Origin of the sequence: Microbacterium sp. (genome assembly GCF_036823965.1) — a bacterium.
GTDB lineage: Bacteria > Actinomycetota > Actinomycetes > Actinomycetales > Microbacteriaceae > Microbacterium.
In genome coordinates this window covers 723,523-748,905 of the sequence record NZ_DAITBE010000001.1, presented here as the reverse complement: position 1 = coordinate 748,905, position 25,383 = coordinate 723,523, and the positions used below count along the sequence as shown (strand labels likewise).

The following is a 25,383-nucleotide window of genomic DNA, read 5'->3' as shown; positions in this document are numbered from 1 at the left end:
TCGCACTCATGTCCCTCGCGCTTCACAGCACCTTCACCGGTGTGCTCGCCAGCATCCCGAGCCCGCCCGTGTCCTACATCGACCTGGGTCCGCTCCGGATCCACTTCTACGCGCTCTGCATCATCGCCGGCATCATCGCCGCCGTGATCCTGACGAACCATCGTCTGACCAAGCGGGGCGCGGAGCCGTGGGTCGTGATCGACATCTCGATCCTGGCCGTGCCGATCGCGATCATCGGCGCGCGCATCTTCCACGTGCTCACGCACCCGAACTTCTACTTCGGCGAGGGCAAGAACACCTGGAACCCCTTCGAGCCAGGCTCCGTGTGGGCGATCTGGGAGGGCGGCATCGCCATCTTCGGCGCCCTGATCGGCGGCGCGATCGGCGCGTACCTCGGATGCCGCTGGACCGGCATCCGGTTCTGGACGTTCGCCGACGCCCTCGCACCCGGGCTCCTGCTCGCGCAGGCCATGGGCCGCTTCGGCAACTGGTTCAACCACGAGCTCTTCGGTCTGCCGACCGACCTGCCGTGGGGCCTCGAGATCGAGTCCACGAACTCCGCGTTCCCTCCGGGGCTGCCCGAGGGCACGCTGTTCCACCCGACGTTCCTGTACGAGGTGCTCTGGAACGGCCTCGGCGTGCTCGTGCTGCTGTGGCTCGGCCGCAAGCTCTTCTTCCAGTGGGGTCGCCTGTTCGCGATCTACCTGATCTGGTACAGCGCCGGTCGCGTGGTCTGGGAGTCGATCCGCATCGACCCGAGCGAGATCATCCTCGGCCTGCGCAGCAACGTGTGGGCCGCGATCATCGGCATCGTCGTCGGTATCGCCATCCTCATCGTGCAGTCGCGTCGTCACCTCGGCCTCGAGCCCTCGCCGTACAAGCCGGGGCGCGCGCGGAAGGATCTGGACGCTGATGTACAATCGCAGGACAATCCCCACGATTTCGTTGACGTGAGCGAGCCTCCGTCCGAGGAAGTCTCAGCAGGAGCCACTGCCACAAGCACTGCTCCCACACGCACCGCTCCCACGAGCGAGGCAGGCACTCGATAAGCCGCCCTCGTGGTGGGAGAACATGTACTGAACGAGCGGGCCGACGTCGTCCCCGGTGTCACTTGAGTATCTGAGGACGGTAACTGGTGTACTTCCAGCCACCCTACGGCGCATCCGGCGCTTACCCCCCGAAGCAGGGCATGTACAACCCGGCGTTCGAGAAGGACGCCTGCGGCCTCGCCATGGTCGCGACCCTGCGCGGCACTGCCGGGCACGACATCATCTCGCTCGCCCTCGAGGCGCTGCGAAACCTCGAGCACCGCGGTGCCATCGGCTCCGACGCCGGAACGGGTGACGGTGCCGGCATCCTGACCCAGATGCCAGACGAGTTCCTCCGCGCCGTCGTGGGGTTCGAGCTCCCGCCGGTCGGCGAGTACGCCGCCGGTCTCGCCTTCCTGCCGCGCGACTCGAGCCAGCGCCGCCAGCAGAAGGCCGGCATCGAGCAGATCGCGCGCTCCGAGGGCCTGCGAGTGCTCGGCTGGCGCGAGGTCCCGACGGTCAACGAGAACCTCGGCAAGCTCGCGGACGAGGCTCGTCCCGCCTTCGAGCAGCTCTTCGTGAGCGCCGGGGGAGCGACCCACGCGGACGCACCGCTCACCGACATCGCGCTCGACCGCGTCGCCTACCGTCTGCGCAAGCGCGCCGGTCATGAGCTCGGCGCGTACTTCGTGTCGCTGTCCAGTCGCACGCTCGGCTACAAGGGCATGGTCACGACCCTGCAGCTGGAGCCGTTCTACCCCGACCTGCAGGATGAGCGCTTCGCCTCAGAGCTCGCGGTCGTGCACTCCCGCTACTCCACCAACACCTTCCCGTCGTGGCCGCTCGCGCAGCCGCTGCGCATGCTCGCGCACAACGGCGAGATCAACACGGTCGGCGGCAACCGGAACTGGATGCGCGCCCGCCAGTCGCAGCTCGAGTCCGAGCTGCTCGGCGATGTCTCGCCGCTGCTGCCGATCTGCACCGACGGCGCCAGCGACTCCGCATCCTTCGACGAGGTGCTCGAGCTGCTGACGCTCACCGGCCGCAGCCTGCCGCACGCGATCATGATGATGGTGCCGGAGGCCTACGAGAAGCAGTCCGACATCACACCGGAGCTGCGTTCGTTCTACGAGTACCACTCGAACCAGATGGAGCCGTGGGACGGTCCCGCCGCGCTCATCTTCACCGACGGCACCGTCGTCGGCGCCACGCTCGACCGCAACGGTCTGCGCCCCGGCCGCTGGACCGAGACCACCGACGGCCTCGTCGTGATCGGCTCGGAGACCGGTGTGCTGCAGTTCGAGCCGGAGCGCATCAAGCGCCGTGGTCGCCTGCAGCCGGGCAAGATGTTCCTCGTCGACACCGCCCAGCAGCGGATCGTCAGCGACCAGGAGATCAAGCAGCAGCTCGCCACGCAGGAGCCGTGGCAGGAGTGGCTCGACGCCGGCGCCGTCCGGCTCGCCGATCTGCCGGAGCGCGAGCACATCGTGCACCCGCCGGCATCCATCACGCGTCGTCAGCGCACCTTCGGCTACACCGAGGAAGAAGTGCGCATCCTGCTGACCCCGATGGGGCAGACCGGTGTCGAGCCGCTCGGCGCCATGGGATCGGACACGCCGATCGCCGTGCTCAGCAAGCGCCCGCGCCTGCTGTTCGACTACTTCACGCAGCAGTTCGCGCAGGTGACCAACCCGCCGCTGGACTCCATCCGCGAAGAGGTCGTCACGAGCCTCAAGCTCGGCCTCGGCCCCGAGCGCAACCTGCTCTCGTGGGGTCCTGAGCACACTCGCACGGTGTCGCTCGACTTCCCGGTGATCGACAACGACGAGCTCGCGAAGATCCGCCACATCGACAAGGCGCTGCCGGACCGCTCGAGCGTGACGATCCGCGGCCTGTACCACTTCGACGCAGGCCCCCAGACGTTGGAGGATCGGCTCACCGAGATGTGCGCCGAGGTCGACGCGGCGATCGAGAGCGGCGCGGAGTTCATCATCCTGTCCGATCGCGACTCGAACAAGGACCTCGTCCCGATCCCGTCGCTGCTCATGGTGTCGGCGATCCATCACCACCTGATCCGGCGCGAGAACCGGATGAAGGTCGGCCTGATCGTGGAGGCGGGTGACGTCCGTGAGGTGCACCACGTGGCCACGCTGATCGGCTACGGCGCTTCGGCGATCAACCCGTACCTCGCGATGGAGACGGTCGAGCACCTCGTGCGCACCGGCTACATCACCGGCATCTCGCCGGAGAAGGCCGTCAAGAACCTCATCTACGCGCTCGGCAAGGGCGTGCTGAAGATCATGTCAAAGATGGGCATCTCGACCGTCTCGTCCTACGCGGGAGCGCAGGTCTTCGAAGCCGTCGGCCTCGGCCAGGAGTTCATCGACGCGTACTTCACCCGCACGGAGTCCAAGCTCGGCGGCATCGGGATCGCCGAGGTGTTCGCAGAGAACCAGGCGCGGCACGACTACGCGTACCCCGAGGATGCCGCTGCTCGCGCCCACGAGCGGCTCTGGACCGGGGGCGAGTACCAGTGGCGCCGCGACGGCTCGCCGCACTTGTTCAGCCCGGAGACGGTGTTCAAGCTGCAGCACGCCACGCGCACGCGCCGCTACGACATCTTCCGGGAGTACACGAAGCTCGTCGATGACCAGGCGGCCGAACTGAAGACCCTTCGCGGGCTCTTCCAGCTGCGCACGGGCACTCGCAAGCCGGTGCCGCTCGACGAGGTCGAGTCGGTCTCCGACATCGTGAAGCGCTTCTCCACCGGTGCGATGAGCTACGGCTCGATCTCCCGCGAGGCGCACGAGACGCTGGCGATCGCGATGAACCGCATCGGCGGCAAGTCGAACACGGGTGAGGGCGGCGAAGACACCGACCGCCTGGTCGACCCGGAGCGCCGCAGCGCGATCAAGCAGGTCGCGTCGGGACGCTTCGGCGTCACGAGCCTCTACCTGACCGAGGCCGACGACATCCAGATCAAGCTCGCGCAGGGGGCCAAGCCCGGCGAGGGCGGTCAGCTGCCGCCGACCAAGGTGTACCCGTGGGTGGCGCGGACGCGTCACGCGACCGCGGGTGTGGGGCTCATCTCGCCGCCGCCGCACCACGACATCTACTCGATCGAGGACCTCAAGCAGCTCATCTTCGACCTGAAGCGGGCGAACCCCGAGGCGCGCATCCACACCAAGCTGGTCAGCCAGTCCGGTATCGGTGCGGTGTCCGCTGGTGTCGCGAAGGCGCTCAGCGACGTGATCCTGGTCTCCGGGCATGACGGCGGTACCGGCGCCAGCCCGATGAACTCGCTCAAGCACGCCGGCACGCCGTGGGAGCTCGGCCTCGCCGAGACCCAGCAGACGCTGATGCTCAACGGCATGCGCGACCGTGTGGTCGTGCAGGTCGACGGACAGCTCAAGACCGGCCGCGACGTCATCATCGGCGCGCTGCTCGGTGCGGAGGAGTTCGGCTTCGCGACCGCTCCGCTCGTGGTGAGCGGTTGCATCATGATGCGCGTCTGCCACCTCGACACCTGCCCGGTGGGCGTCGCGACGCAGAACCCTGCGCTGCGCGACCGCTTCACCGGCAAGCCCGAGTTCGTCGTGAACTTCATGGAGTTCATCGCCGAGGAAGTGCGCGAGCTGCTCTCCGAGCTCGGCTACCGCTCGATCGACGAGATCGTCGGCCGCGCCGACCTGCTGCAGATGAACGCGGCCGTCGACCACTGGAAGACCCAGGGCCTCGACCTCGCTCCGATCCTCGACGGTCCGGCGTTCCCGGCCGGAGAGCCGCTTCGCAACGCGCGCACGCAGGACCACGAGCTCGAGAAGCACTTCGACGTGCAGCTGATCGACATCGCCGCAGGAGCGCTGCTGAACGGCGAGCCCGTCGTCGTCGAGCTGCCCATCGCCAATACCGAGCGCGCCGTGGGCACGATGCTCGGCCACCAGGTGACCTCGCGCCACGGCGCCGACGGACTCCCGCGAGGGACCATCGACGTGACGCTGCACGGCACCGCAGGGCAGTCGCTCGGGGCGTTCATGCCGCCGGGCATCATCCTGCGCCTCGAGGGCGATGCGAACGACTACGTCGGCAAGGGCCTCTCGGGAGGTGACATCACCATCCGTCCGCCGCGCTCGTCCGAGATCGCCCCGGAGGAGAACGTGATCGCGGGCAACGTGATCGGCTACGGCGCGACCTCGGGCACGATGTTCATCTCTGGTGTCGTGGGCGAGCGGTTCCTGGTGCGCAACTCCGGTGCGACCGCGGTCGTGGAGGGTGTGGGCGACCACGCACTCGAGTACATGACCGGCGGCCTCGCGGTGATCCTCGGCACCACCGGGCGCAACTTCGGCGCCGGCATGTCCGGGGGAGTGGCGTATGTCCACGCCCTCCAGACCGCCAAGGTCAACGCCCAGTCGCTCGGCAGCGGTGAGCTGCTGCTCGAGCCGCTCGACCGTGCCGACCTCGAAGTGCTCCGCAGCCTGCTCGTCGAGCACGTGGAGCGCACGGCATCCCCGCTCGCGTCGAAGCTGCTCGCAGACTTCGAGACGACGGCATCCGAGTTCGTGAAGGTGCTTCCGCGTGACTTCGCCGCTGTGCGGAGCATGCGCGAGGAAGCAGTGGCCGAGGGGATCGACCCCGACGGCGACATCGTGTGGAACCGCATCCTGGAGGTGACCGGTGGCTGATCCCAAAGGCTTTCTGAAGGTGACCGAGCGGGAACTCCCCGCACGACGTCCGGTGCCGGTGCGCATCATGGACTGGAAAGAGGTCTACGAGCCTGGAGACCAGGCGGTGCTGCGCCGTCAGGCCGGTCGCTGCATGGACTGCGGTGTGCCGTTCTGCCACTCGGGCTGCCCGCTCGGCAACCTGATCCCCGAGTGGAACGACCTCACCTGGCGCGGCGAGGGCCGCGCGGCGATCGACCGTCTGCACGCGACCAACAACTTCCCGGAGTTCACCGGTCGTCTGTGCCCTGCGCCCTGCGAGAGCTCGTGCGTCCTCGGCATCAACCAGCCGGCCGTCACGATCAAGCAGATCGAGGTCTCGATCATCGACGAGGCCTTCGCGAAGGGCTGGGTCGAACCGCAGCCGCCCGAGCGCCTGACCGGCAAGACGGTCGCAGTCGTCGGCTCCGGCCCCGCAGGCCTCGCTGCGGCGCAGCAGCTGACCCGCGCCGGCCACACGGTCGCCGTGTTCGAGCGTGACGACCGCATCGGCGGCCTGCTGCGCTACGGCATCCCCGACTTCAAGATGGAGAAGGGGCAGCTGGAGTCGCGTCTGCGCCAGATGCAGGAGGAGGGCACCCGCTTCCGCGCCGGTGTCGAGATCGGCAAGGACATCTCCTGGCCCGATCTTCGTGCCCGCTACGACGCCGTGGTGATCGCCACCGGGTCGACCGTCCCGCGCGACCTCTCGATCCCCGGTCGTGACCTCGACGGCGTGCACTTCGCCATGGAGTACCTCGTCGAGTCGAACCACGCGGTCGCCGGTGACAAGGTCTCCGAGCAGATCACCGCAGAGGGCAAGCACGTCATCGTGATCGGCGGCGGCGACACCGGTGCGGACTGCATCGGCACCGCGCACCGTCAGGGTGCGCTCAGCGTGACCAACCTCGCGATCGGCAAGCAGCCGGGCACCGAGCGCCCCGACCACCAGCCGTGGCCGATGATGCCGACCGTGTTCGAGATCGCGTCGGCACACGAGGAGGGCGGTGAGCGGATGTTCCTCGCCTCCACCGTCGAGTTCCTGTCGAACGACGTCGGAGAGGTTCGCGCGCTGCGCGTCGCCGAGACCGAGTACATCGACGGACGTCGCGTGCCCAAGAGCGGCACCGAGCGCGAGATCCCGGCCGACCTCGTGCTGATCGCCATGGGCTTCACCGGACCGGAGCAGGACGGCTACACGGAGGACACCCTCCCGCAGCTGACCGACCGCGGTGCGTTCCGCCGCGACTCCTCATACGAGTCCACCGTTCCCGGTGTGTTCGTCGCCGGTGACGCCGGTCGTGGGCAGTCGCTCATCGTCTGGGCCATCGCCGAGGGCCGCGCCGCCGCTGCGAACGTGGACCGCTTCCTGATGGGCACCACCGTGCTGCCGGAGCCCGTGCGCCCGAGCGATGTCGCGTTGGGCCTCCAGCCCGCGTAGGCTGAGCCGCGGCGCTTGCGCCTGTAGTACCTTCCCCCACAACTACCCTGGAGAATCTGTTGAGACGCGCGAAAATCGTCGCCACCCTGGGCCCCGCAACATCCACCTATGAGACCGTACGTGCACTGATCGATGCAGGTGTGGATGTCGCACGTCTGAACCTCAGCCACGGAGACTACTCCGTGCACGAGAACAACTACGCCAACGTCCGTCGCGCCGCTGACGACGCCGGTCGGGCGGTCGCGATCCTCGTCGACCTCCAGGGACCGAAGATCCGCCTCGGCAAGTTCGAGAACGGCCCGTACGAGCTCGCTGTCGGTGACATCTTCAAGATCACCACCGAGGACATCATCGGCAACAAGGACATCTGCGGCACGACCTTCAAGGGTCTCCCGCAGGACGTCAAGCCCGGCGACTTCCTCCTCATCGACGACGGCAAGGTCCGCGTCGAGGTCGTCGAGACCGACGGCGTCACGGTCACCACCAAGGTGATCGTCGCCGGAGCCGTCTCGAACAACAAGGGCATCAACCTGCCCGGTGTCGCCGTCAACGTCCCCGCGCTGAGCGAGAAGGACGAGGAAGACCTCCGCTGGGGTCTGCGCATCGGCGCCGACCTGATCGCCCTGTCGTTCGTGCGCAACGCATCCGACGTCACCCGCGTGCACGAGATCATGGCGGAGGAGGGCATCAAGCTCCCCGTCATCGCCAAGGTCGAGAAGCCGCAGGCCGTCGACGCGCTCGAGGAGATCGTCGACGCGTTCGACTCGATCATGGTCGCCCGCGGTGACCTGGGCGTCGAGCTGCCGCTCGAAGCGGTGCCGATCGTGCAGAAGCGCGCGGTCGAGCTCGCCCGCCGCATGGCCAAGCCGGTCATCGTCGCGACGCAGATGCTCGAGTCGATGATCAACAGCCCGGTGCCGACGCGCGCCGAGACCTCCGACGTCGCGAACGCCGTCCTCGACGGTGCTGACGCCGTGATGCTCTCGGGCGAGACCAGCGTCGGCGACTACCCGGTCGTGGTCGTCGAGACCATGGCTCGCATCATCGAGTCGACCGAGGAGCACGGCCTCGAGCGCATCGCGCCCCTGACCACGAAGCCCCGCACGCAGGGTGGCGCGATCACCCTCGCCGCACTCGAGGTCGCTGAGTTCGTCGAGGCGAAGTTCCTCTGCGTGTTCACGCAGTCCGGTGACTCGGCTCGTCGTCTCTCGCGGCTGCGCTCGCGCATCCCGATGCTGGCCTTCACGCCGGAGCCCGACATCCGTCGCCGCATGGCGCTGACGTGGGGCATCCAGTCGACGCTCGTCGACATGGTGCAGCACACCGATCTGATGTATCTGCAGGTGGATGACTACCTGCTCAGCAACGGTCTGGCCAAGGAAGGGGACAAGGTCGTCGTGATCTCCGGTTCCCCTCCCGGAATCGTCGGCTCGACCAACGACATCCGCGTCCACAAGGTCGGAGACGCCGTGAACGGCGCCGCCCCGATCTACAAGGAAGCGACCGTCTGATCTGACGGCATGGCGAAGGGGCGGAACTCCGGTTCCGCCCCTTCGTCGCACTCACGGGGGAGGAGCACGTCATCCGGATGCTGAAGAGGGCCGCCTGGTGGATGGCGGACTACGCCTACGCCGCCTACTGGCAGCTGCGGGCCTCGTTCGGGCGACGCGCTGCCGGCTCCTTCACCTCCGGCGAGGGCGCACCGATCGTCATCCTCCCCGGCGTGTACGAGACGTGGCGGTTCATGCAGCCGCTGGTCACGGCGCTCCATGACCGTGGGCATCCGGTGCATGTGCTCGATGTGCTCGCGCGGAACCGCGTGCCCGTCGTCGATGCCGCGCGGCTGGTCACGGACTTCCTGGAGCGGGCCGACCTCGCCGGCGTGATCCTCGTGGCGCACAGCAAGGGCGGGCTCGCCGGGAAGCTCGTGATGACGGGACCCGCGGCCGCACGGGTGCGGGCGATGCTCGCGATCGCCACACCGTTCGGGGGATCGCGATACGCACGACGGATGCCTGGGCGCACGCTGCGTGCGTTCTCGCCCGATGATCCCTCGATCCTGAGTCTCGCTGAACTGCGTGAAGTGAACGCCAGGATCGTCTCGATCTATGCCGCGTTCGACCCGCACATCCCCGAGGGCAGCGAGCTCATCGGCGCGAAGAACGTTCGGTTGGAGACCGGGGGACACTTCCGGGTGCTCGCGCATCCGCGCGTGCTCGGCGAGGTCGCTGCCCTCGCTGAGGCTGGTGCTTAGGGGCAGGTGCTCTTCGGAGTCCTGCCCGAGGTGACGGCGGTCAGCCAGACCAGCATGTCCGGCAGCGCCGCGTACGCCGCGAAGCCGTGATCGACGCCCTGATATCGGTGGAAGCTCACCTCCGTCCGCTGCGAGCACAGGAGCGTCACGTAGTCCGCCGTCGCCGTCGGCTTCACGAGCTCGTCGGCGAGTCCCTGTCCGACGAAGACGGGGACGGTGATCGGCTGCGAGCCGGCGCTGTTCTCGGCGAGCATGGTCGTCCACGGCTCGGTGGTGGAGGGGTCGCTCGTCACGTACCCGCCGATGAGCGGGTCGGCGATCGCATGGATCTCCGAGTTCTGCGAGAGCAGGCACATGGCAGCCATCTGCGGTGTCGCGGTCGTTCCGGCCGGCGTCAGGATCGCCGCGATCCGACCGTCGGGGAACCTGTCCTGATACGCGGCCTCGTAGGCGGGGATCGCGTAGGACGCGATCGTGACGCCTGAGACGTTCGCGATGTCATCGCTCATCAGCTCGCCGAGGTCGGCGGCCGGTGCTGCCACTGCGACGCCGAGGACGTCGAGCTCCGGTGCGTAGTCGGCAGCACGCTCGGCAGCGAACAGCACCGCCTGGCCGCCCTGGGAGTGGCCCCACAAGACGACGCGGTCACCGGCATCCGCTCCGTCGATGTGCTGCGCGGCGCGGACCGCATCGAGCACGCTGTTCGATTCCGGCACGCCGAGGAGATACGACGACGGCGCCTCGACCCCGAGCCCCGGGTAGTCGGTCGCGACGATCGCGTACCCCTCGGCGAGCAGCTCATGGAGACCCTCGATGTACTGGAACGGATCGAGTCCGAGTGATGGTGCGCACTTCGCGGCGGCGCCCGTCGTCGGATGACCCCATGCGACCACCGTGCGACCTTCCGGCGGCGCCGGGAGGTCCGGCACGATGACGACGCCGGAGACGGGCACGTCATCGCCCTGCAGATCGCGCGAGTGGTAGATCACCCGCCACGCCGTCGAACCGAGCGGAGCGCTCGCGATCTCCTCGATCCTGATGATGTCACCGGGGTCGCCGGTCGGCACGGGTGAGGAGAGCCGGTAGAACGCCGGGTCCGTCTGCAGGTCGCCCTCGCCGTCGACGTATCGCCGGATGGCATCTGCGGCGAGCACGCCGGCGATCAGCGCGATCACGATGACGACACCGAGGAACACGCGACGGACCAGCCTGGTGCGGCTCCAGATGTCCGCTGACGGGCGGGAACGCATGGAGAATGTCTACCGCATCGGATGCTCCAACGGCACTCCCTTTCCGAACCGTTGCAGAGCTACCTGCAGGACGTCGCGGATCATCTCAGCCGCGTCCGCCTGCACCATCCACCGGGGTGACGAGACCGATCCAGCGATCGCGAGGGAACGCTTCGGGGTCTCATTCAGGTGTGCCGGCGGTGGGACTCGAACCCACACGCCCTTTCGGACAAAGCATTTTGAGTGCTCCGCGTCTGCCATTCCGCCACGCCGGCTCGTGTGTTGCGACTTCGACTTTAGCGGATGGGCGCTGGCATCCACGCCGCTGTGGGCGCTTCGTGGCCGATGCGGAGAGGCACTCGACTAGGATGGATCCGTGACCGAGCAAGAACAGGCAGCCGAGCAGCCCACGTCATCCGCACCCCGACGCGTCGTCGTCGCCGAGGACGAATCGCTGATCCGTCTCGACATCGTCGAGATCCTCCGCGACAACGGCTTCGATGTCGTCGGTGAGGCCGGTGACGGCGAGACCGCTGTGGCCCTCGCGACCGAGCTGCGTCCCGACCTCGTCATCATGGATGTCAAGATGCCGCAGCTCGATGGCATCAGCGCCGCCGAGAAGCTGCACAAGGGGAACATCGCGCCGGTCGTGCTCCTCACGGCGTTCAGCCAGAAGGAACTCGTCGAGCGCGCGAGCGAAGCAGGCGCCCTCGCCTATGTCGTGAAGCCCTTCACGCCGAACGACCTGCTGCCAGCGATCGAGATCGCGCTGGCGCGTCACGAGCAGATCATCACGCTCGAGGCCGAGGTCGCCGACATGGTCGAGCGCTTCGAGACGCGGAAGCTCGTCGACCGCGCCAAGGGTCTTCTCAACGAGAAGATGGGCCTGAGCGAGCCCGAGGCGTTCCGCTGGATCCAGAAGGCGTCCATGGACCGCCGACTGACGATGCAGGACGTCGCCAAGGCGATCATCGAGCAGCTCGCGCCCAAGAAGTAGTCCGTGTTCCGGCTCGACGCCGAACATGTGCTCCGACCCGTCCGTGTCGGCGACGGCGCGGCCATGGCTCGGGCCTATCTCGCCAATCGCGAGCACCTCGAGCCGTGGGAGCCGGTTCGCGACGCCGCCTTCTTCACGTCTGCGTGGCAGGAGGACGACCTCGTCCGGTCGGTGGCGGATGCCGCAGCCGGTCGCAACGTCCGCTTCGTGATCGAGTCGGACGACGGTGAGATCCGCGGTCGGATGAACCTGAACAACGTCGTCCGTGGCGCGTTCCGCAACGCAGACCTGGGCTACTGGATCGATGCGACGCGGCTGCGCCGAGGACTCGCATCTCGAGCGGTCTCAGCGACGTTGACCTTCGCCAGGGACGAGCTGATGCTGCACCGGGTGCAGGCCGCGACACTGCTGCACAACGAGGCGTCGCAGCATGTGCTCGCTGCCAACGGCTTCGAGCGGATCGGCCTCGCGCCCCGCTACCTCCGCATCGCCGGCAGCTGGCAGGACCACCTGCTGTTCCAGCGGCTGATCGACGAGCCGATCACTGCGCCTGCGGGGCGTCCTTGATCATGTTCGTGATGCGGATGGTGGAGCAGCGACGACCCTGATCATCGGTCACCACGATCTCGTGCACCGTGATGCTGCGTCCGAGGTGCACCGGCGTGCAGACGCCCGTCACCACGCCGGACACCGCCGATCGGGTGTGGGTCGCGTTGATGTCGACGCCGACTGCGAGTCGTCCTGGACCCGCGTGCAGGTTGGCCGCCATCGATCCGAGCGACTCGCCGAGCACCACGTACGCGCCGCCGTGCATGAGACCGACCGGCTGCGTGTTGCCCTCCACCGGCATGGTCGCGACCGATCGCTCGATGCTGAACTCGGTGAACTCCATGCCCATCTTCTGGGCCAGTGCGCCCATCCCGCGGGCCGTTGCCCAGTCGAGTCCCTCGGTCGTCGAGACGTCGCTCATGAATCCTCCTCAGCGGGTGTCTGTCGTCCTCGTTAGGCTGACAGGGTGACGGACTCCGCAAAGCCTACCCTCATGGTCATCGACGGCCATTCGCTCGCCTATCGTGCCTTCTTCGCCCTGCCGGTCGAGAACTTCACGACGAAGGACAACCAGCACACGAACGCCATCTACGGCTTCCTGTCGATGCTGGTGAACCTCATCAAGGCCGAGCAGCCCACTCACATGGCGATCGCCTTCGACACGTCGCGGCACTCCTTCCGCACCGACGAGTATCCGGAGTACAAGGCCACGCGCTCCGAGACGCCGCAGGAGTTCCGCGGACAGATCCCGCTGCTGCAGGACTGCCTCGCAGCGATGTCGATCCAGGTGCTCACCAAGGAGGGCATCGAGGCCGATGACATCCTCGCGACACTGTCGTCGCAGGGCGCCGAGCAGGGCTTCGACGTCCTCGTCGTGTCGGGCGACCGAGACTCGATCCAGCTCGTCAACGACGACGTCACGCTGCTCTACCCGTCGGTGCAGGGCGTCTCGCAGCTGAAGCGCTACGACCCGACGACCGTGCAGGAGCGCTACGGCGTCCGCCCGGAGCAGTATCCGGACATCGCTGCACTGGTCGGCGAGACCAGCGACAACCTCCCCGGTGTGCCGAAGGTCGGGGAGAAGACCGCGGTGAAGTGGCTGACCCAGTTCGGGTCGCTCGATGAGCTGCTCGATCGCGCCGACGAGATCAAGGGCGTGGTCGGCGGCAACCTGCGCGACCACATCGACGATGTGCGCCGCAACCGCAAGCTGAACCGGCTGCTGACCGACGTCGAGCTGCCGCTCGCGCCGAACGACCTCGCGGTCGCGCCGATCGACGCCCAGGCAGTGCGCGACATCTTCGCCCGGCTGGAGTTCCGTACGCTGCTGCCTCGGGTGTTCGAGGCCGTCGGTGCCGGTGAGGTCGCCGACGACCCGGCATCCGTCGTCGTCCTTCCCGAACCGGTGCAGGTCTCCGCTGCCGACTTCGTGTCCTGGGCATCCGCCGTCGAGGGCGATGTCGCGGTGCGCATCGTGACTCAGGGCGGTGCGCCGGTGCGGATCGGCGCCGCGACCGAGACGGAGCTGCGGGAGGCCGACTGGACCGCAGGCGACGCCGAAGCGCTCAGCGGCTGGCTCGAGTCCGATGCGCCCAAGGTGCTGCACGATGCGAAGCTGCAGGTGAAGGCGCTGCTGCGCCAGGGCACCCGCCTCGGCGGACTCGCGTACGACACGAGCCTCGCCGGCTGGATGCTGCGCCCGAGCTTCCCTGACAAGACGCTCGGCGACCTCGTCGAACGCTATCTCGGTGAGAAGCTGCCGGAGGCCGATCCTTCGCAGCTCGTGCCGGAGACCGAGGGGGCGACGCCCTCGCAGGAAGCCTGGTTCGTCCTGCGCGTCGCGAACGCGCTGCGTGAAGACATCCCTGACTCCGTCGCCAAGGTGCTGGTCGATATCGAGCTGCCGACGCTGCTGACCCTCGCCGACATGGAGGTCGCGGGCGTCGCGGTCTCGCACGAGGTGCTCTCGACGTTCTCCGGCGAGCTCGCCACGCGCGCCGAGGGACTCGCTGCAGAGGCGTTCTCGGTCGTCGGCCGCGAGTTCAACCTCGGTTCGCCGAAGCAGCTGCAGGAGGTGCTGTTCGAGGATCTGCAGCTCCCCAAGACCCGCAAGACCAAGACCGGCTACTCGACGGATGCCGCAGTGCTCGCGGATCTGCAGGAGACGAACCCGCACCCGTTCCTGAGTCTGCTGCTGCAGCACCGCGAGGCGACCAAGCTGCGGCAGATCATCGAGTCCCTCGACTCGGCGATCGGCGACGACCACCGGGTCCACACGACGTATGTGCAGACCGGCAGCCAGACCGGGCGGCTCTCGAGCACAGACCCGAACCTGCAGAACATCCCGGTGCGCACCGAGGAGTCCCGTCGGATCCGCAGTGCGTTCCAGGTCGGCGAGGGCTACGAGTCGCTGCTGACGGCTGACTACTCGCAGATCGAGATGCGCATCATGGCGCACCTCTCCGGCGACGAGGGCCTGATCGAGGCGTTCAACAGCGGCGAGGATCTGCACCGGTTCGTCGGCGCCCGCGTGTTCGGGGTCGACCCGAGCGAGGTCACCGCCGCGATGCGTACGAAGGTGAAGGCGATGTCGTACGGGCTCGTCTACGGCCTCTCCGCATTCGGTCTGTCCAAGCAGCTGCGCATCGAGCAGTCCGAGGCCAAGCAGCTGATGGTCGAGTACTTCGCACGCTTCGGCGCGGTGCGCGACTACCTGCGGGCATCGGTCATGAAGGCCAAGGAGGTCGGGTACACCGAGACGATCTTCGGCCGCCGTCGCCCGTTCCCCGACCTCGCGAGCCCGAACCGGGTGCTCCGTGAGAACGCTGAGCGCGCAGCGCTGAACGCACCGATCCAGGGCAGTGCGGCCGACATCATGAAGATCGCCCTGCTGCACATCCACGCCGACCTCCAGGCCGAGGGACTGAGCTCGCGTGCGCTGCTCCAGATCCACGATGAGCTCGTGGTCGAGGTGGCACCGGGGGAGTGGGATGCGGCTGAGCGGATCGTCCGTGCGCGCATGGGTGATGCCGCAGACCTGACGGTACCGCTCGACGTCCAGGTCGGCCGTGGAAAGGACTGGAACGAAGCCGCGCACTGACGCGACACCGTTCCGACGCAACGCAGCGCGAGTCCGACACGAGCGATATATCAACCCCTGCGGCGGCGGAGGGGCGGGATTAGGGTGGAGTCCATGACTTCATCCCCTCGCACTCCCTCCGCCATCGACAAGGTCGCCGATGAGTGGGTCGACACGATCGCCGTGCTCGCCCCGACGCTCGGCACCTACATCGGGCGCGACGAGGTCAATGACCGTTTCGGCGACCTGAGTCCGGCCGGCCACGAGGCGATCGCTGCAGCGACCCGGAAGACGCTCGACGCGCTCAATGCTCTCGAGCCGGTCGACGCGATCGACGAGGTCACGAAGACCGACCTGGGCTCCGAGCTCCGCCTGGACCTCGAGTTCCACGAGTCGCGGTGGCACCTGCGCGACCTGAACGTGATCGCCTCGGCGGCGCAGGACGTCCGTTCCGCGTTCGACCTCATGCCGACCTCCACGGCCGACGACTGGTCCGTCATCGCGACGCGACTCGCCGCCGTGCCCGGCGCTCTGCGCGGCTACGTCGAGACCCTCCGCGCCGGTATCGCCGAAGGCGTGACGCCTGCCCGACGTCAGGTCGTCGAGGTCGCGACGCAGATCGATCGCTACACCGCGGACGACGGCTTCTTCGCGGCGTTCGTGGCCGAAGCGGCTCCGGAGCAGGGACAGCTTCCGGCCTCCCTCGCACGTACGCTCGCCGACAACTCGGCGGCCGCCCGAGTCGCCTACGGCGAGCTGCGTCGCTTCCTCGCCGAGGAGCTCGCCCCCGCAGCCACCGAGACCGACGCGGTCGGACGCGAGCTCTACGCGCTGCACTCCCGCCGCTTCCTCGGCGCCTCGATCGATCTCGACGAGACCTACGAGTGGGGCCGCGAGGAACTCGCGCGTATGGTCGCAGAGCAGACGGCGATCGCGAACGAGATCCTTCCGGGCGCCTCGGTCGAAGAGGCCGTCGCGCACCTCGAAGCGGATCCTGCGCGCAAGCTCGTCGGCACCGATGCGCTGCAGCGGTGGATGCAGGAGACCAGCGACCGTGCCGTCGCCGAGCTCGGTGCATCGCACTTCGACATCCCCGAGGCGATTCGCACGCTCGAGTGCATGATCGCGCCGACGCAGGAAGGCGGGATCTACTACACCGGTCCCACCGACGACTTCTCACGTCCTGGCCGCATGTGGTGGTCGGTGCCCGAGGGCGTCACCGAGTTCGACACCTGGCGCGAGCTGACGACGGTCTACCACGAGGGCGTTCCAGGACACCACCTGCAGATCGCGCAGGCCGTGCACAATCGCGCCGAGCTCAACTCCTGGCGCCGACTGCTCGCCGGCACCTCCGGCCACGCCGAGGGCTGGGCGCTGTACGCCGAGCGGCTGATGCAGCAACTGGGCTACCTCGACGACCCGGCGGACCGGCTCGGCATGCTCGACGGGCAGCGTATGCGTGCGGCCCGCGTGGTGCTCGACATCGGCGTGCACCTGGGCAAGCCGAGGCTGGAGGGCGATGGCGTCTGGGATGCTCCGTACGCGCTCGACTTCATGCGCAGGAACGTGAACATGTCGGACCAGTTCGTGCAGTTCGAGGTCAACCGCTACCTCGGCTGGCCAGGGCAGGCGCCGTCGTACAAGGTCGGGCAGCGCATCTGGGAGCAGGTCCGCGACGCGGTGCGGGCCGCCGAGGGCGACGACTTCTCGTTCAAGGCGTTCCACAAGCGTGCGCTCGACATGGGCGGCGTCGGGCTCGACACGCTCCGCACCGCACTGCTTCCGCGGTGAGGGAATGCCCCAGCCCCGACCGGTGTTCATTCACGTGAATGGAAAGGGTTGACATGGCTATCGAATTCGGACTGGACACCTTCGGCGACATCACCCGCGATGCGGACGGCGAACTCCTCAGCGGAGCGCAGACGATCCGCAACGTCGTCGCGCAGGCTGAGATGGCCGACTCCGTCGGCGTCGACTTCTTCGGCGTGGGGGAGCACCACCGCAAGGAGTTCGCGGTCTCGTCTCCCGAGATGGTGCTCGCCGCGATCGCCGCACGCACGGAACACATCCGTCTGGGCACGGCAGTGACGGTACTGTCGTCGGACGACCCGGTCCGCGTGTTCGAGCGCTTCTCGACGCTCGACGCGATCTCGAACGGTCGTGCAGAGGTGGTCCTCGGACGCGGCTCGTTCATCGAGTCGTTCCCGCTGTTCGGCTACGACCTCCGCGACTATGACGCCCTCTTCGAGCAGAAGCTCGAGTTGTTCGTCGAGCTTCTGAAGGAGGAACCCGTCACCTGGTCCGGCACGATGCGGGCATCGCTCGAGAACGCGAACGTGTTCCCGAAGACCGAGAACGGCCTGCGCACCTGGGTCGGCGTCGGCGGCAGTCCCGAATCGGTGGTCCGTGTGGCGCGACACGGCCTCGGTCTCATGCTCGCGATCATCGGCGGTTCGGCTGCCCGGTTCCGGCCGTTCGTCGACCTGTACCACCGGTCTGTGGCTTCGTTCGGCACGACCTCGCACCCGATCTCGGTGCACTCGCCCGGTCACATCGCCGACACGGATGCTGAGGCGTGGGAAGCCGCGTACTCGGGCTTCGAGGCGATGAACAACACGATCGGCGCCGAGCGCGGATGGCCGCCGTACAGCCGGGCACGCTTCCAGAACGACATCGGCCCTGAGGGCGCGATCTACGCCGGCTCGCCCGATCGCGTGGCAGCGAAGATCGCCGACACCATCACGACGCTCGGCCTCGGACGCTTCGACCTCAAGTACGCGACCGGCACCCTGTCGCACGAGGCGATGATGCGCAGCATCGAGCTCTACGGCAGCGAAGTGATCCCGCGCGTGCGCGCGCTGCTCGACGCACGCTCCTGATCCGTCATCGGAGAGTCGCCCGCATGCGGGCGGCTCTACGATGAGGAGCATGGCCAACACCGCCCTGCCGAGCCGCGCGTCGCTCGCTGCCAGACTCGACGATCTGCCGTTCACGAGGCGCCACTTCCGGCTCCTCGGCGGCTCGGGCCTCGGGTGGGCGCTCGACGCGATGGACGTGGGGCTGATCTCCTTCATCCTCGCCGCGCTCACGCAGCAGTGGGACCTGACGAAGGGCGAGGCCGGCTGGATCGCCTCGGTGGGCTTCATCGGCATGGCGCTGGGCGCCACGCTCGGTGGGCTCCTGGCCGACCGCTTCGGACGCCGCCAGGTCTTCGCGCTGACGCTCCTGATCTACGGCATCGCGACGGGTGCCAGCGCGCTCGTCGGCGGAATCGCCGCGCTGCTCGTCCTTCGCTTCCTGGTCGGCCTCGGGCTCGGTGCCGAGCTTCCCGTCGCGTCGACCTACGTGAGCGAGTTCGCTCCCGCTCGCATCCGCGGTCGCCTGATCGTCATCCTCGAGGCATTCTGGGCGCTCGGCTGGACGGCGGCAGCATTGGTCGCGTTCTTCGTCATCCCGGCATCCGAGAACGGCTGGCGCTGGGCGTTCGCGCTCGGTGCGATCCCCGCTGCCTATGCGCTGATCGTCCGCTGGGGCCTTCCGGAGTCACCGCGCTGGCTCGCGTCGAAAGGCCGCATCGCCGAGGCCGACCGCATCGTCGCCACATTCGAAGCGGATGCCGGCATCGTCCAGAGCCCGGCGATCCGCAAAGAGCCGGAATCACGGCCGATCGCCGTCACCGCACGCGCCAGGGTCACGACGCTGTGGAACCGGGAGTTCCGCGTGCGAACGCTCAGCCTGTGGGTCGTGTGGCTGTGCGTGAATTTCTCCTACTACGGAGCGTTCATCTGGATCCCGAGCATCCTCGTGGACGCGGGGTTCGATCTCGTCCGCTCCTTCGGCTTCACGCTCATCATCACGCTCGCCCAGCTGCCCGGCTACGCTGTGGCCGCCTGGCTGATCGAGGTGTGGGGGCGCCGCACCACGCTCTCCGTCTTCCTGGTCGGCTCGGCGGTCTCGGCCGTGTTCTTCGGCACGGCATCCACCGAGGGCGCGATCATCGCCTCCGGTATGGCGCTGTCGTTCTTCAACCTCGGTGCCTGGGGTGCGCTGTACGCGGTGACCCCCGAGATCTATCCGACGTCGTTGCGGGGGACCGGTGCCGGCTGGGCTGCCGGCGTGGGGCGCATCGCCTCGATCATCGCCCCGCTCCTCGTCCCCGTGCTGCTCATCGCCGGCGGCGCGCCGCTGCTCTTCGTCGTCTTCGGTGCGTGCTTCGTCGTGGCGGCGGCCGCCGCGTGGGGCCTGCAGGATCGCGGCGGCATCGCGCTCGACGATCGATGACGGCGGGGACCGCCTCCAGCAGGAATAGGGTGGAGGCGTGACAGACGTACGCTACGTGGCCATCGGCGATTCCTTCACGGAAGGAGTCGGCGACGTGCTGCCCGATGGCCGCGAACGCGGCTGGGCCGATCTGGTCGCACAGGGCTGGGCGGATGCCGCCGGACATTCGATCCAGTACGCGAATCTCGCGATCCGCGGGAAGCTCGCGTGGCCGATCGTCGACCAGCAGCTCGAGTTCGCGCTTGCCCTGCATCCGACGCACCTCTCGTTCAACGGTGGCGGCAACGACATGCTCCGTCCTCGTGCCGACCTCGAGCACGTCGCGGATGCCTTCAGTCGCGTGTTGCGCCGTTGCGACGAGGAGGGCGTGACGGTGATCCTGCTGTCGGGCGCGAACCCGAGCGGGCAGCTGCCGATGGGCGATCTCGTCCAACGACGCGGAGATCTGCTCTCCGAGGCGGTGCTGCGCCGAATCGAGGATCGGCCGGACGTCGTCCGTGCGCTCAACTGGCCCGACACCGAGCTCTCGCGCAGCATGTACTGGTCAGAGGACCGCCTGCACATGAATGCGGCTGGACACCACCGCGTCGCCGCCAGGGTGCTGCACGCGCTCGGCTTCGAGCCACCGGAGACCTGGTGGTCGCCGCAGAACCCGGCCGCTGCAGGTCCTGCCGGCTTCGCCTACTACCGGGAGTTCGTCGGACCGTGGGTCAAGCGTCGGGTGACGCGCACCTCTTCTGGTGACGGCCGCACCGCGAAGTACCCTGTCTGGGTCGAGCGGTCGCCCGCGTGAGGCAGCCGAACGTCTCAGCCGCATGAGCGATATCCAGATGCAGCGCATCGCCGCCGGTGCCGTGACCCTGCACGATGCTCGACGAAAGGTCGAGCGCACGGTCGCGCTCGATGCCTTCGAGATCGGCGTGTACCCCGTCACCGAGGAGCAGCTGGCCGAGGTGCTCGGGATCGCCTCGCAGCATCCGGATCGTCCCGCGGCCGATGTGAGCTGGTTGCGTGCCATCCACTTCTGCAACGCCGCGTCTGAGTGGGAAGGGCTCGATCAGGTCTACTTCTTCGACGGCGAGCAGGTCAGCTGGGATGTCGGCGCCGACGGCTATCGCCTGCCCACCGAAGCCGAGTGGGAGTTCGCCTGCCGTGCCGGATCGATCGGTCCGCACTACGCCCCGCTCGCGGATGCCGCCTGGACCAGCGCGGACGGCGTGCGCGCCCCGCAGAACGTCGGGGGCAAGATCCCGAATCTGAACGGGCTCTTCGACACGCTCGGCAACGTGTGGGAGTGGTGCTGGGACCTGCTCGATCCGGCGCGCTACGACGACTATCGCGTGTTCCGCGGGGGTGGCTTCTCCGACGACGCCTGGAGCGTGCGCGCCTCGGTGCGGCGCGGGGGAGGACCCCGCATGCATCACGAGGACGTCGGGCTCCGCCTGGCTCGGGGAGCATTCGACACTCCCGGTGCAGCGCAGGGCTGGTCGGCTGCCGCGGATCGCGAACGCGCTGCCTTCGACGGACCGGTGCCGATGGGGTGGACGCCGCTCAGGCGGTGACGGCGCACGGCCTGCGTTTGCCTCGGAAGCGGGGGAGCTGGAAAGCTGGAGGGATGCCGGCACCGTTCTCGCTCATCGTCTCCCAGGGCCGCGTGGCCGATCGGACGGACGGTGCCCTCATCGGCGCCCGACGAACCGCATCCGCGCTCTCCGAGTTGCTCGGTCTGACGCCGACCGTCGTCGGTGCACCCGCCCCCGCAGTGACGGATGACTGGACCGTCGCCCTGCCGCAGGCGGCTGCGACGCTCACGGGGCTTCGCGACGCCGTCCGCGAGTCGATCGATGCCGGCAGCATCCCGCTGCTCGCGACCAACACGTGCGCCGCGAGCCTCGGCACGCTCCCGACGGTCGCCGAGCGGCATCCGGATGCGGTGGTGCTGTGGATCGATGCGCACGGCGACTTCAACACGCCGGACACGACCGACTCCGGCTACCTCGGCGGGATGGTGCTCGCTGCGGCGTGCGGCCTCTGGGACAGCGGCCACGGCGCTGGGCTCGACCCGACCCAGGTCATCGTGGTGGGCGGGCGAGACATCGATCCTGCCGAGGGTGAGCTGCTCGCGGGCGCCGCGGTCACCGTGCTGCCGCCTGCCGAGAGCACGCCTGCCCGCCTGCTCGAGCTCATCGACGGGCGCCCGGTGTGGATCCACGTCGACTGGGACGTGCTCGAGCCCGGGTACATCCCCGCTGCCTACAGGGTGGATGCCGGGCTGCGTCCCCACGAGGTGGCGGCGTTGTTCGCAGCGATCCCGGCCGAGTCGGTCCGAGGCGTCGAGCTGGCCGAGTTCGAAGCCGGCGATGTCGACGTCCCGGAGCACGTGAGCATCGAGCTCATCATCCAGACCTTCCAGCAGCTCCTTCGCTGACTAGCGGCGTCGAGGGCGCTCGGGGTCGAGCCCGACCCGGATGCGCGTGCGCTTGCGCTCGATCACGATGAACACGACACCGATGATCCACAGCGGCACCGGCATCAGGAACGCGATGCGGAACGCGTCGAGCGTGTAGGTCTCTGGGGTGCCTGCGCCCTGGATGTCGAGCGCGAGACCGATCAGGAAGATCGCGATGAGCGCCGCGATGAAGCCGCCCGCATTCGTCAGACCGGTCGCCGTGCTGAGACGATGTGAGGGGTTGTGCGTGCGGGCGTGGTCGAACGCGATCATGGACGCAGGGCCGCCTGTCGCGATCGCGACGGCCAGCACGTAGAGCATCCAGATCGGAGCCGGACCGGGCATCGCGATCACGATCAGCCATGCGGCCATCTGCACGCCGACGGCCGGGAGGACCAGGGCGAGCGAGCGGTGATTGGGCAGGCGCCGCGAGAGGTCGCCGATGATGGGGCCCATCGCCATGCCAGCGACCACGTAGACCGAGATGATGCCGGCCGCGTGCGCGGAGTCGAGTCCCTGTGCGGCGGTGAGGAACGGCATTCCCCAGAGCAGCACGAAGGCGGTGCCTGCGAACGGTGTGGTGAAGTGCGACCAGAACGCCAGACGGGTGCCGGGGTGCGCCCACGCGGCGCGGATGCCGACGCCGGTGTCGATCGCCGAGGTCACGACGCGGATCACGCCGGTGTCGGTGTTCACGGTCACGTCGGCGCCGCGCTCGGCCGGGTGATTGCGGATCACCAGCGCCACCAGGATCGTGAACAGCACCCCGAGTCCTGCGATGCTGCCGAAGGTGACCGACCAGCTCGTGGCGTGCAGGAGCGCGGCGACCGGGACGAGCGCGATCAGCTGTCCGCCCTGACCGAGGATGCCGGTGAACTGCACCATGAGCGGTCCCCGCTGCGCCGGGAACCAGGTTGCGACGAGGCGGAGGACCGCCGGGAAGATCGCCGCATCGCCTGCGCCGAGCAGGACGCGTGCGATGATCGCGACGCCGATGCTGGGTGAGAGGGCCATGGTGAGCTGACCGGCCGCCATCAGCAGCATCCCGATGGTCATGATCGGCCGTGAGCCGAAACGGTCGAGGAGCACGCCGATCGGGATCTGCATGCCGCCGTACACCGCGAGCTGCACCACGGCGAAGAGAGCGAGCGTGGAGGCATCCGCCTGGAATCGGTCAGCCGCCTCGACGCCGACGGCACCGAGCGAGGTTCGGTTCGTGATCGCCAGCACGTAGGCCGCGACACCCACCGACCAGATCACCCAGGCTCGCCAGCCCGGCGTCGAGACGGGGGAGAGGGGGACGCGCTGCACCATTCAACGCTACTCCTCGTCGACGTGCTCTGATTTCGCCGATGACAGCGGACGGACAGCAGAGAGCCCCGCCGACCATGCGGTCGACGGGGCTCTCTGCCGCTGCGTTCGGCTCAGCTCAACCGGCGCAGAGCGTGCCGATGGCGGTTGCCGACTCCTGCACGTCAGCGGAGACCTGGGTCATCTCAGCCGCTGCGTCCATGTCCTGGTCGATGAGGACCTTCGAGAGCACGTCGCGCATGGCGCCGAAGTCCTCGTAGACGTCGGTGACGGCGGCCTTGACCTCGGGGTTCGAGATCGACTCAGCGGCGGCGCCGATGGCGTCGACGGATTGCGTGAAGGTGTCGATCGTGCCCTGGGGGTCGGCTGCTGCGGTGGTCATGTCGATCGAGGTGAGGTCCTTGGTGGCGTCCTGCACCTGGGCGGATGCGCTGGCGCAGGCGTCGGCGACGCTCTGGTCGGAGCTCTCCGCGGTCGGGGCAGCGGTCTCGTTCGAGGACGAGGTCTCCTCAGAGGCACTGGGCGATCCGGAACATGCGGTGAGACCGAGCACGGCGACGGCTGCGATCGTCAGGGCTGCGAGACGACGGTTCATGAAAATTCCCCCTTCAAGGGCGCTGTCATCCGACAGCACCGGTTTGCAAACGGCAGTCAGTCAACCACATCGGGGTGACTTCGTGCACGCGCCACTCGCTCAGCCGCTCCGTTCCGCCACCGCCGCAGGGGCTCGGCGCACGACGAGCGAGAGCAGTGCGGCGATCGCGCAGAGCGCCGCGCCACCCCACCAGGCGTAGGTGTACGTGCCGAAGGTGTCGCGAATCACGCCGGCGCCGAGTGCGGCCACGGCAGCCCCGATCTGGTGCGCTGCGAAGACCCAGCCGAACACGATGGTGCCGCGGTCGCCGAAGATCTCCCGGCACAGCACCGCGGTCGGCGGCACGGTCGCCACCCAGTCCAGTCCGTAGATCACGACGAACAGCACCATGCTCGGATGCACCACGTCGGAGAGGAGCCAGGGGAGGAGCACCAGTCCGACGCCTCGGAACGCGTAGTACGTGACGAGCAGGATGCGTGGGTCGAACCGATCCGTGAGCCAGCCGGAGGCGATGGTGCCGGCGATGTCGAAGATGCCCACGACGGCGAGCAGCCCTGCGGCTGTCGTCGTCGCCATCCCATGGTCATGTGCTGAGGGGATGAAGTGGATACCGATCAAGCCGTTCGTGGTCGCGCCGCAGATCGCGAACGCGAACACGAGCGCCCAGAACGAGGGCTTCCTGGATGCGAAGCGCAATCCCTCGAGCGCGCGGACGGCAGCGTTCCCTGTGGCTCGGGCCGGGGGAGAGTAGGTCGCGGGATCGGCGCCGAGGGGCAGGACGCCGCGGTCCTGCGGGTGATCGCGCAGGACCAGCCAGACGACCGGCACGGCTGCGAGAGCGACAGCCGCGACGAGCAGGGAGGCGGTCCGCCAGCCGGCGCTCTCGGCGAGCGCGGCCACCGGCGGAAGGAAGATGAGCTGCCCGGTGGCCGATCCGGCGGTCAGGATCCCCATCACGAGCCCGCGACGCTGCACGAACCACCGGTTCGCGATGGTCGCGGCGAAGACGAGGGCCATCGACCCGGTGCCGAGACCGATGAGCAGCCCCCAGAAGAGCAGCAGCTGCCACGACGCGGTCATCAGAACGCTGCCGCCGGCGCCGAGTGCGACGAGGGTGAGCGCGGAAGCGACGACCTGCCGGACGCCGAAGCGGTCCATCAGTGCGGCCGCGAATGGCGCGGTGAGGCCGTAGAGGAGGAGGTTGATGCTGACTGCGAGCGACATGATCGTGGTCGACCAGCCGAACTCCTCATGCAGCGGCACCATCAGCGCGCCGGGCGCGGCGCGGAACCCGGCGGCAGCCAGCAGCGCGAGGAACGCGACCGCTGCGACCCACCATGCGGGGTGAACACGGCGGCGTGGTCGCACGGGATCGAGCGGCGGATCAGCGGGAGTGCGTGGCGGATCAGCGGGAGTGCGTGGGGCGGTCATCGCGGCCTGTTCTCATCGGAGGAGCTAAGCTTTCGT

At 68.3% G+C, this 25,383-nt stretch carries 19 protein-coding genes and 1 tRNA gene; 14 read left to right on the top strand and 6 right to left on the bottom strand.

What is annotated here, in order from left to right; translation table 11 throughout:
• The first annotated feature begins 8 nt into the window (after window positions 1–8).
• The 5 genes from lgt (at window position 9) to V7Z82_RS03620 (ending at window position 9,426) form a co-directional block, all read left to right on the top strand.
• Entirely contained in the window at window positions 9–1,049 is a 1,041-nt protein-coding gene (lgt, locus tag V7Z82_RS03640; protein WP_334148062.1) for a prolipoprotein diacylglyceryl transferase, read from the top strand.
• Between the two features lie 140 nt (window positions 1,050–1,189).
• Window positions 1,190–5,713 (top strand): glutamate synthase large subunit, encoded by a 4,524-nt coding sequence (gltB, locus tag V7Z82_RS03635; protein ID WP_334148338.1) that lies wholly within the window; start codon window positions 1,190–1,192, stop codon window positions 5,711–5,713.
• Complete coding sequence (locus V7Z82_RS03630; RefSeq protein ID WP_334148060.1) at window positions 5,706–7,172, top strand: glutamate synthase subunit beta; 1,467 nt, start codon at window positions 5,706–5,708, stop codon at window positions 7,170–7,172. Before gltB ends, V7Z82_RS03630 begins: the two co-directional genes overlap by 8 nt.
• A 59-nt stretch (window positions 7,173–7,231) precedes the next feature.
• The gene (gene pyk, locus V7Z82_RS03625; RefSeq protein WP_334148057.1) at window positions 7,232–8,683 is read left to right on the top strand and encodes a pyruvate kinase; all 1,452 of its coding nucleotides are present in this window, start codon (window positions 7,232–7,234) and stop codon (window positions 8,681–8,683) included.
• Window positions 8,684–8,760: 77 nt separating this feature from the next.
• The gene (locus tag V7Z82_RS03620) at window positions 8,761–9,426 is read left to right on the top strand and encodes an esterase/lipase family protein (RefSeq protein WP_334148055.1); all 666 of its coding nucleotides are present in this window, start codon (window positions 8,761–8,763) and stop codon (window positions 9,424–9,426) included.
• On the opposite strand, the gene V7Z82_RS03615 is transcribed toward V7Z82_RS03620, so the two are convergent.
• Window positions 9,423–10,676 carry an alpha/beta fold hydrolase gene (locus tag V7Z82_RS03615; RefSeq protein WP_334148053.1) on the bottom strand — a complete coding sequence of 418 codons (1,254 nt, stop codon included), beginning with the start codon at window positions 10,674–10,676 and terminating at the stop codon, window positions 9,423–9,425. The two genes, V7Z82_RS03620 and V7Z82_RS03615, sit on opposite strands and share 4 nt — an antisense overlap.
• 171 nt (window positions 10,677–10,847) lie before the next feature.
• Window positions 10,848–10,930 (bottom strand) — tRNA-Leu (locus V7Z82_RS03610).
• A 101-nt stretch (window positions 10,931–11,031) separates the two neighbouring features.
• On the opposite strand from V7Z82_RS03610, the gene V7Z82_RS03605 reads away from it, so the two are divergent.
• Complete coding sequence (locus V7Z82_RS03605) at window positions 11,032–11,652, top strand: ANTAR domain-containing response regulator (protein ID WP_042536652.1); 621 nt, start codon at window positions 11,032–11,034, stop codon at window positions 11,650–11,652.
• 3 nt (window positions 11,653–11,655) lie between these two features.
• The gene (locus V7Z82_RS03600) at window positions 11,656–12,219 is read left to right on the top strand and encodes a GNAT family N-acetyltransferase (RefSeq protein WP_334148044.1); all 564 of its coding nucleotides are present in this window, start codon (window positions 11,656–11,658) and stop codon (window positions 12,217–12,219) included.
• On the opposite strand, the gene V7Z82_RS03595 is transcribed toward V7Z82_RS03600, so the two are convergent.
• Window positions 12,194–12,622: a hotdog fold thioesterase gene (locus tag V7Z82_RS03595; protein ID WP_334148042.1), complete on the bottom strand. Its 429-nt coding sequence runs from the start codon at window positions 12,620–12,622 to the stop codon at window positions 12,194–12,196. The two genes, V7Z82_RS03600 and V7Z82_RS03595, sit on opposite strands and share 26 nt — an antisense overlap.
• Before the next feature lie 45 nt (window positions 12,623–12,667).
• Here V7Z82_RS03595 and polA point away from each other — a divergent pair, with 45 nt between their 5' ends.
• From polA to V7Z82_RS03560, 7 genes are all read left to right on the top strand, one after another.
• Complete coding sequence (gene polA / locus V7Z82_RS03590) at window positions 12,668–15,301, top strand: DNA polymerase I (protein WP_334148040.1); 2,634 nt, start codon at window positions 12,668–12,670, stop codon at window positions 15,299–15,301.
• Between the two features lie 93 nt (window positions 15,302–15,394).
• Window positions 15,395–17,071: a DUF885 domain-containing protein gene (locus V7Z82_RS03585; RefSeq protein WP_334148037.1), complete on the top strand. Its 1,677-nt coding sequence runs from the start codon at window positions 15,395–15,397 to the stop codon at window positions 17,069–17,071.
• A 53-nt stretch (window positions 17,072–17,124) separates the two neighbouring features.
• Window positions 17,125–18,159 carry an LLM class flavin-dependent oxidoreductase gene (locus V7Z82_RS03580; protein WP_334148035.1) on the top strand — a complete coding sequence of 345 codons (1,035 nt, stop codon included), beginning with the start codon at window positions 17,125–17,127 and terminating at the stop codon, window positions 18,157–18,159.
• 49 nt (window positions 18,160–18,208) lie between these two features.
• Window positions 18,209–19,561, top strand: a complete 1,353-nt coding sequence (locus V7Z82_RS03575; RefSeq protein ID WP_334148033.1) for an MFS transporter — start codon at window positions 18,209–18,211, stop codon at window positions 19,559–19,561.
• Window positions 19,562–19,598: 37 nt separating this feature from the next.
• On the top strand, window positions 19,599–20,354 hold the full coding sequence (locus tag V7Z82_RS03570) for an SGNH/GDSL hydrolase family protein (protein ID WP_334148031.1): 756 nt from the start codon (window positions 19,599–19,601) through the stop codon (window positions 20,352–20,354).
• A 22-nt stretch (window positions 20,355–20,376) separates the two neighbouring features.
• A complete protein-coding gene (locus V7Z82_RS03565) occupies window positions 20,377–21,123 on the top strand; it encodes a formylglycine-generating enzyme family protein (protein ID WP_334148029.1) in 747 nt (248 codons plus the stop codon).
• Between the two features lie 53 nt (window positions 21,124–21,176).
• On the top strand, window positions 21,177–21,989 hold the full coding sequence (locus tag V7Z82_RS03560) for an arginase family protein (RefSeq protein WP_334148026.1): 813 nt from the start codon (window positions 21,177–21,179) through the stop codon (window positions 21,987–21,989).
• On the opposite strand, the gene V7Z82_RS03555 is transcribed toward V7Z82_RS03560, so the two are convergent.
• The 3 genes from V7Z82_RS03555 to V7Z82_RS03545 form a co-directional block, all read right to left on the bottom strand.
• On the bottom strand, window positions 21,990–23,321 hold the full coding sequence (locus V7Z82_RS03555) for an MFS transporter (RefSeq protein WP_334148024.1): 1,332 nt from the start codon (window positions 23,319–23,321) through the stop codon (window positions 21,990–21,992).
• A 118-nt stretch (window positions 23,322–23,439) separates the two neighbouring features.
• Window positions 23,440–23,916: a hypothetical protein gene (locus tag V7Z82_RS03550; protein WP_334148022.1), complete on the bottom strand. Its 477-nt coding sequence runs from the start codon at window positions 23,914–23,916 to the stop codon at window positions 23,440–23,442.
• Between the two features lie 99 nt (window positions 23,917–24,015).
• On the bottom strand, window positions 24,016–25,347 hold the full coding sequence (locus V7Z82_RS03545) for an MFS transporter (RefSeq protein ID WP_334148020.1): 1,332 nt from the start codon (window positions 25,345–25,347) through the stop codon (window positions 24,016–24,018).
• Window positions 25,348–25,383: the final 36 nt, after the last annotated feature.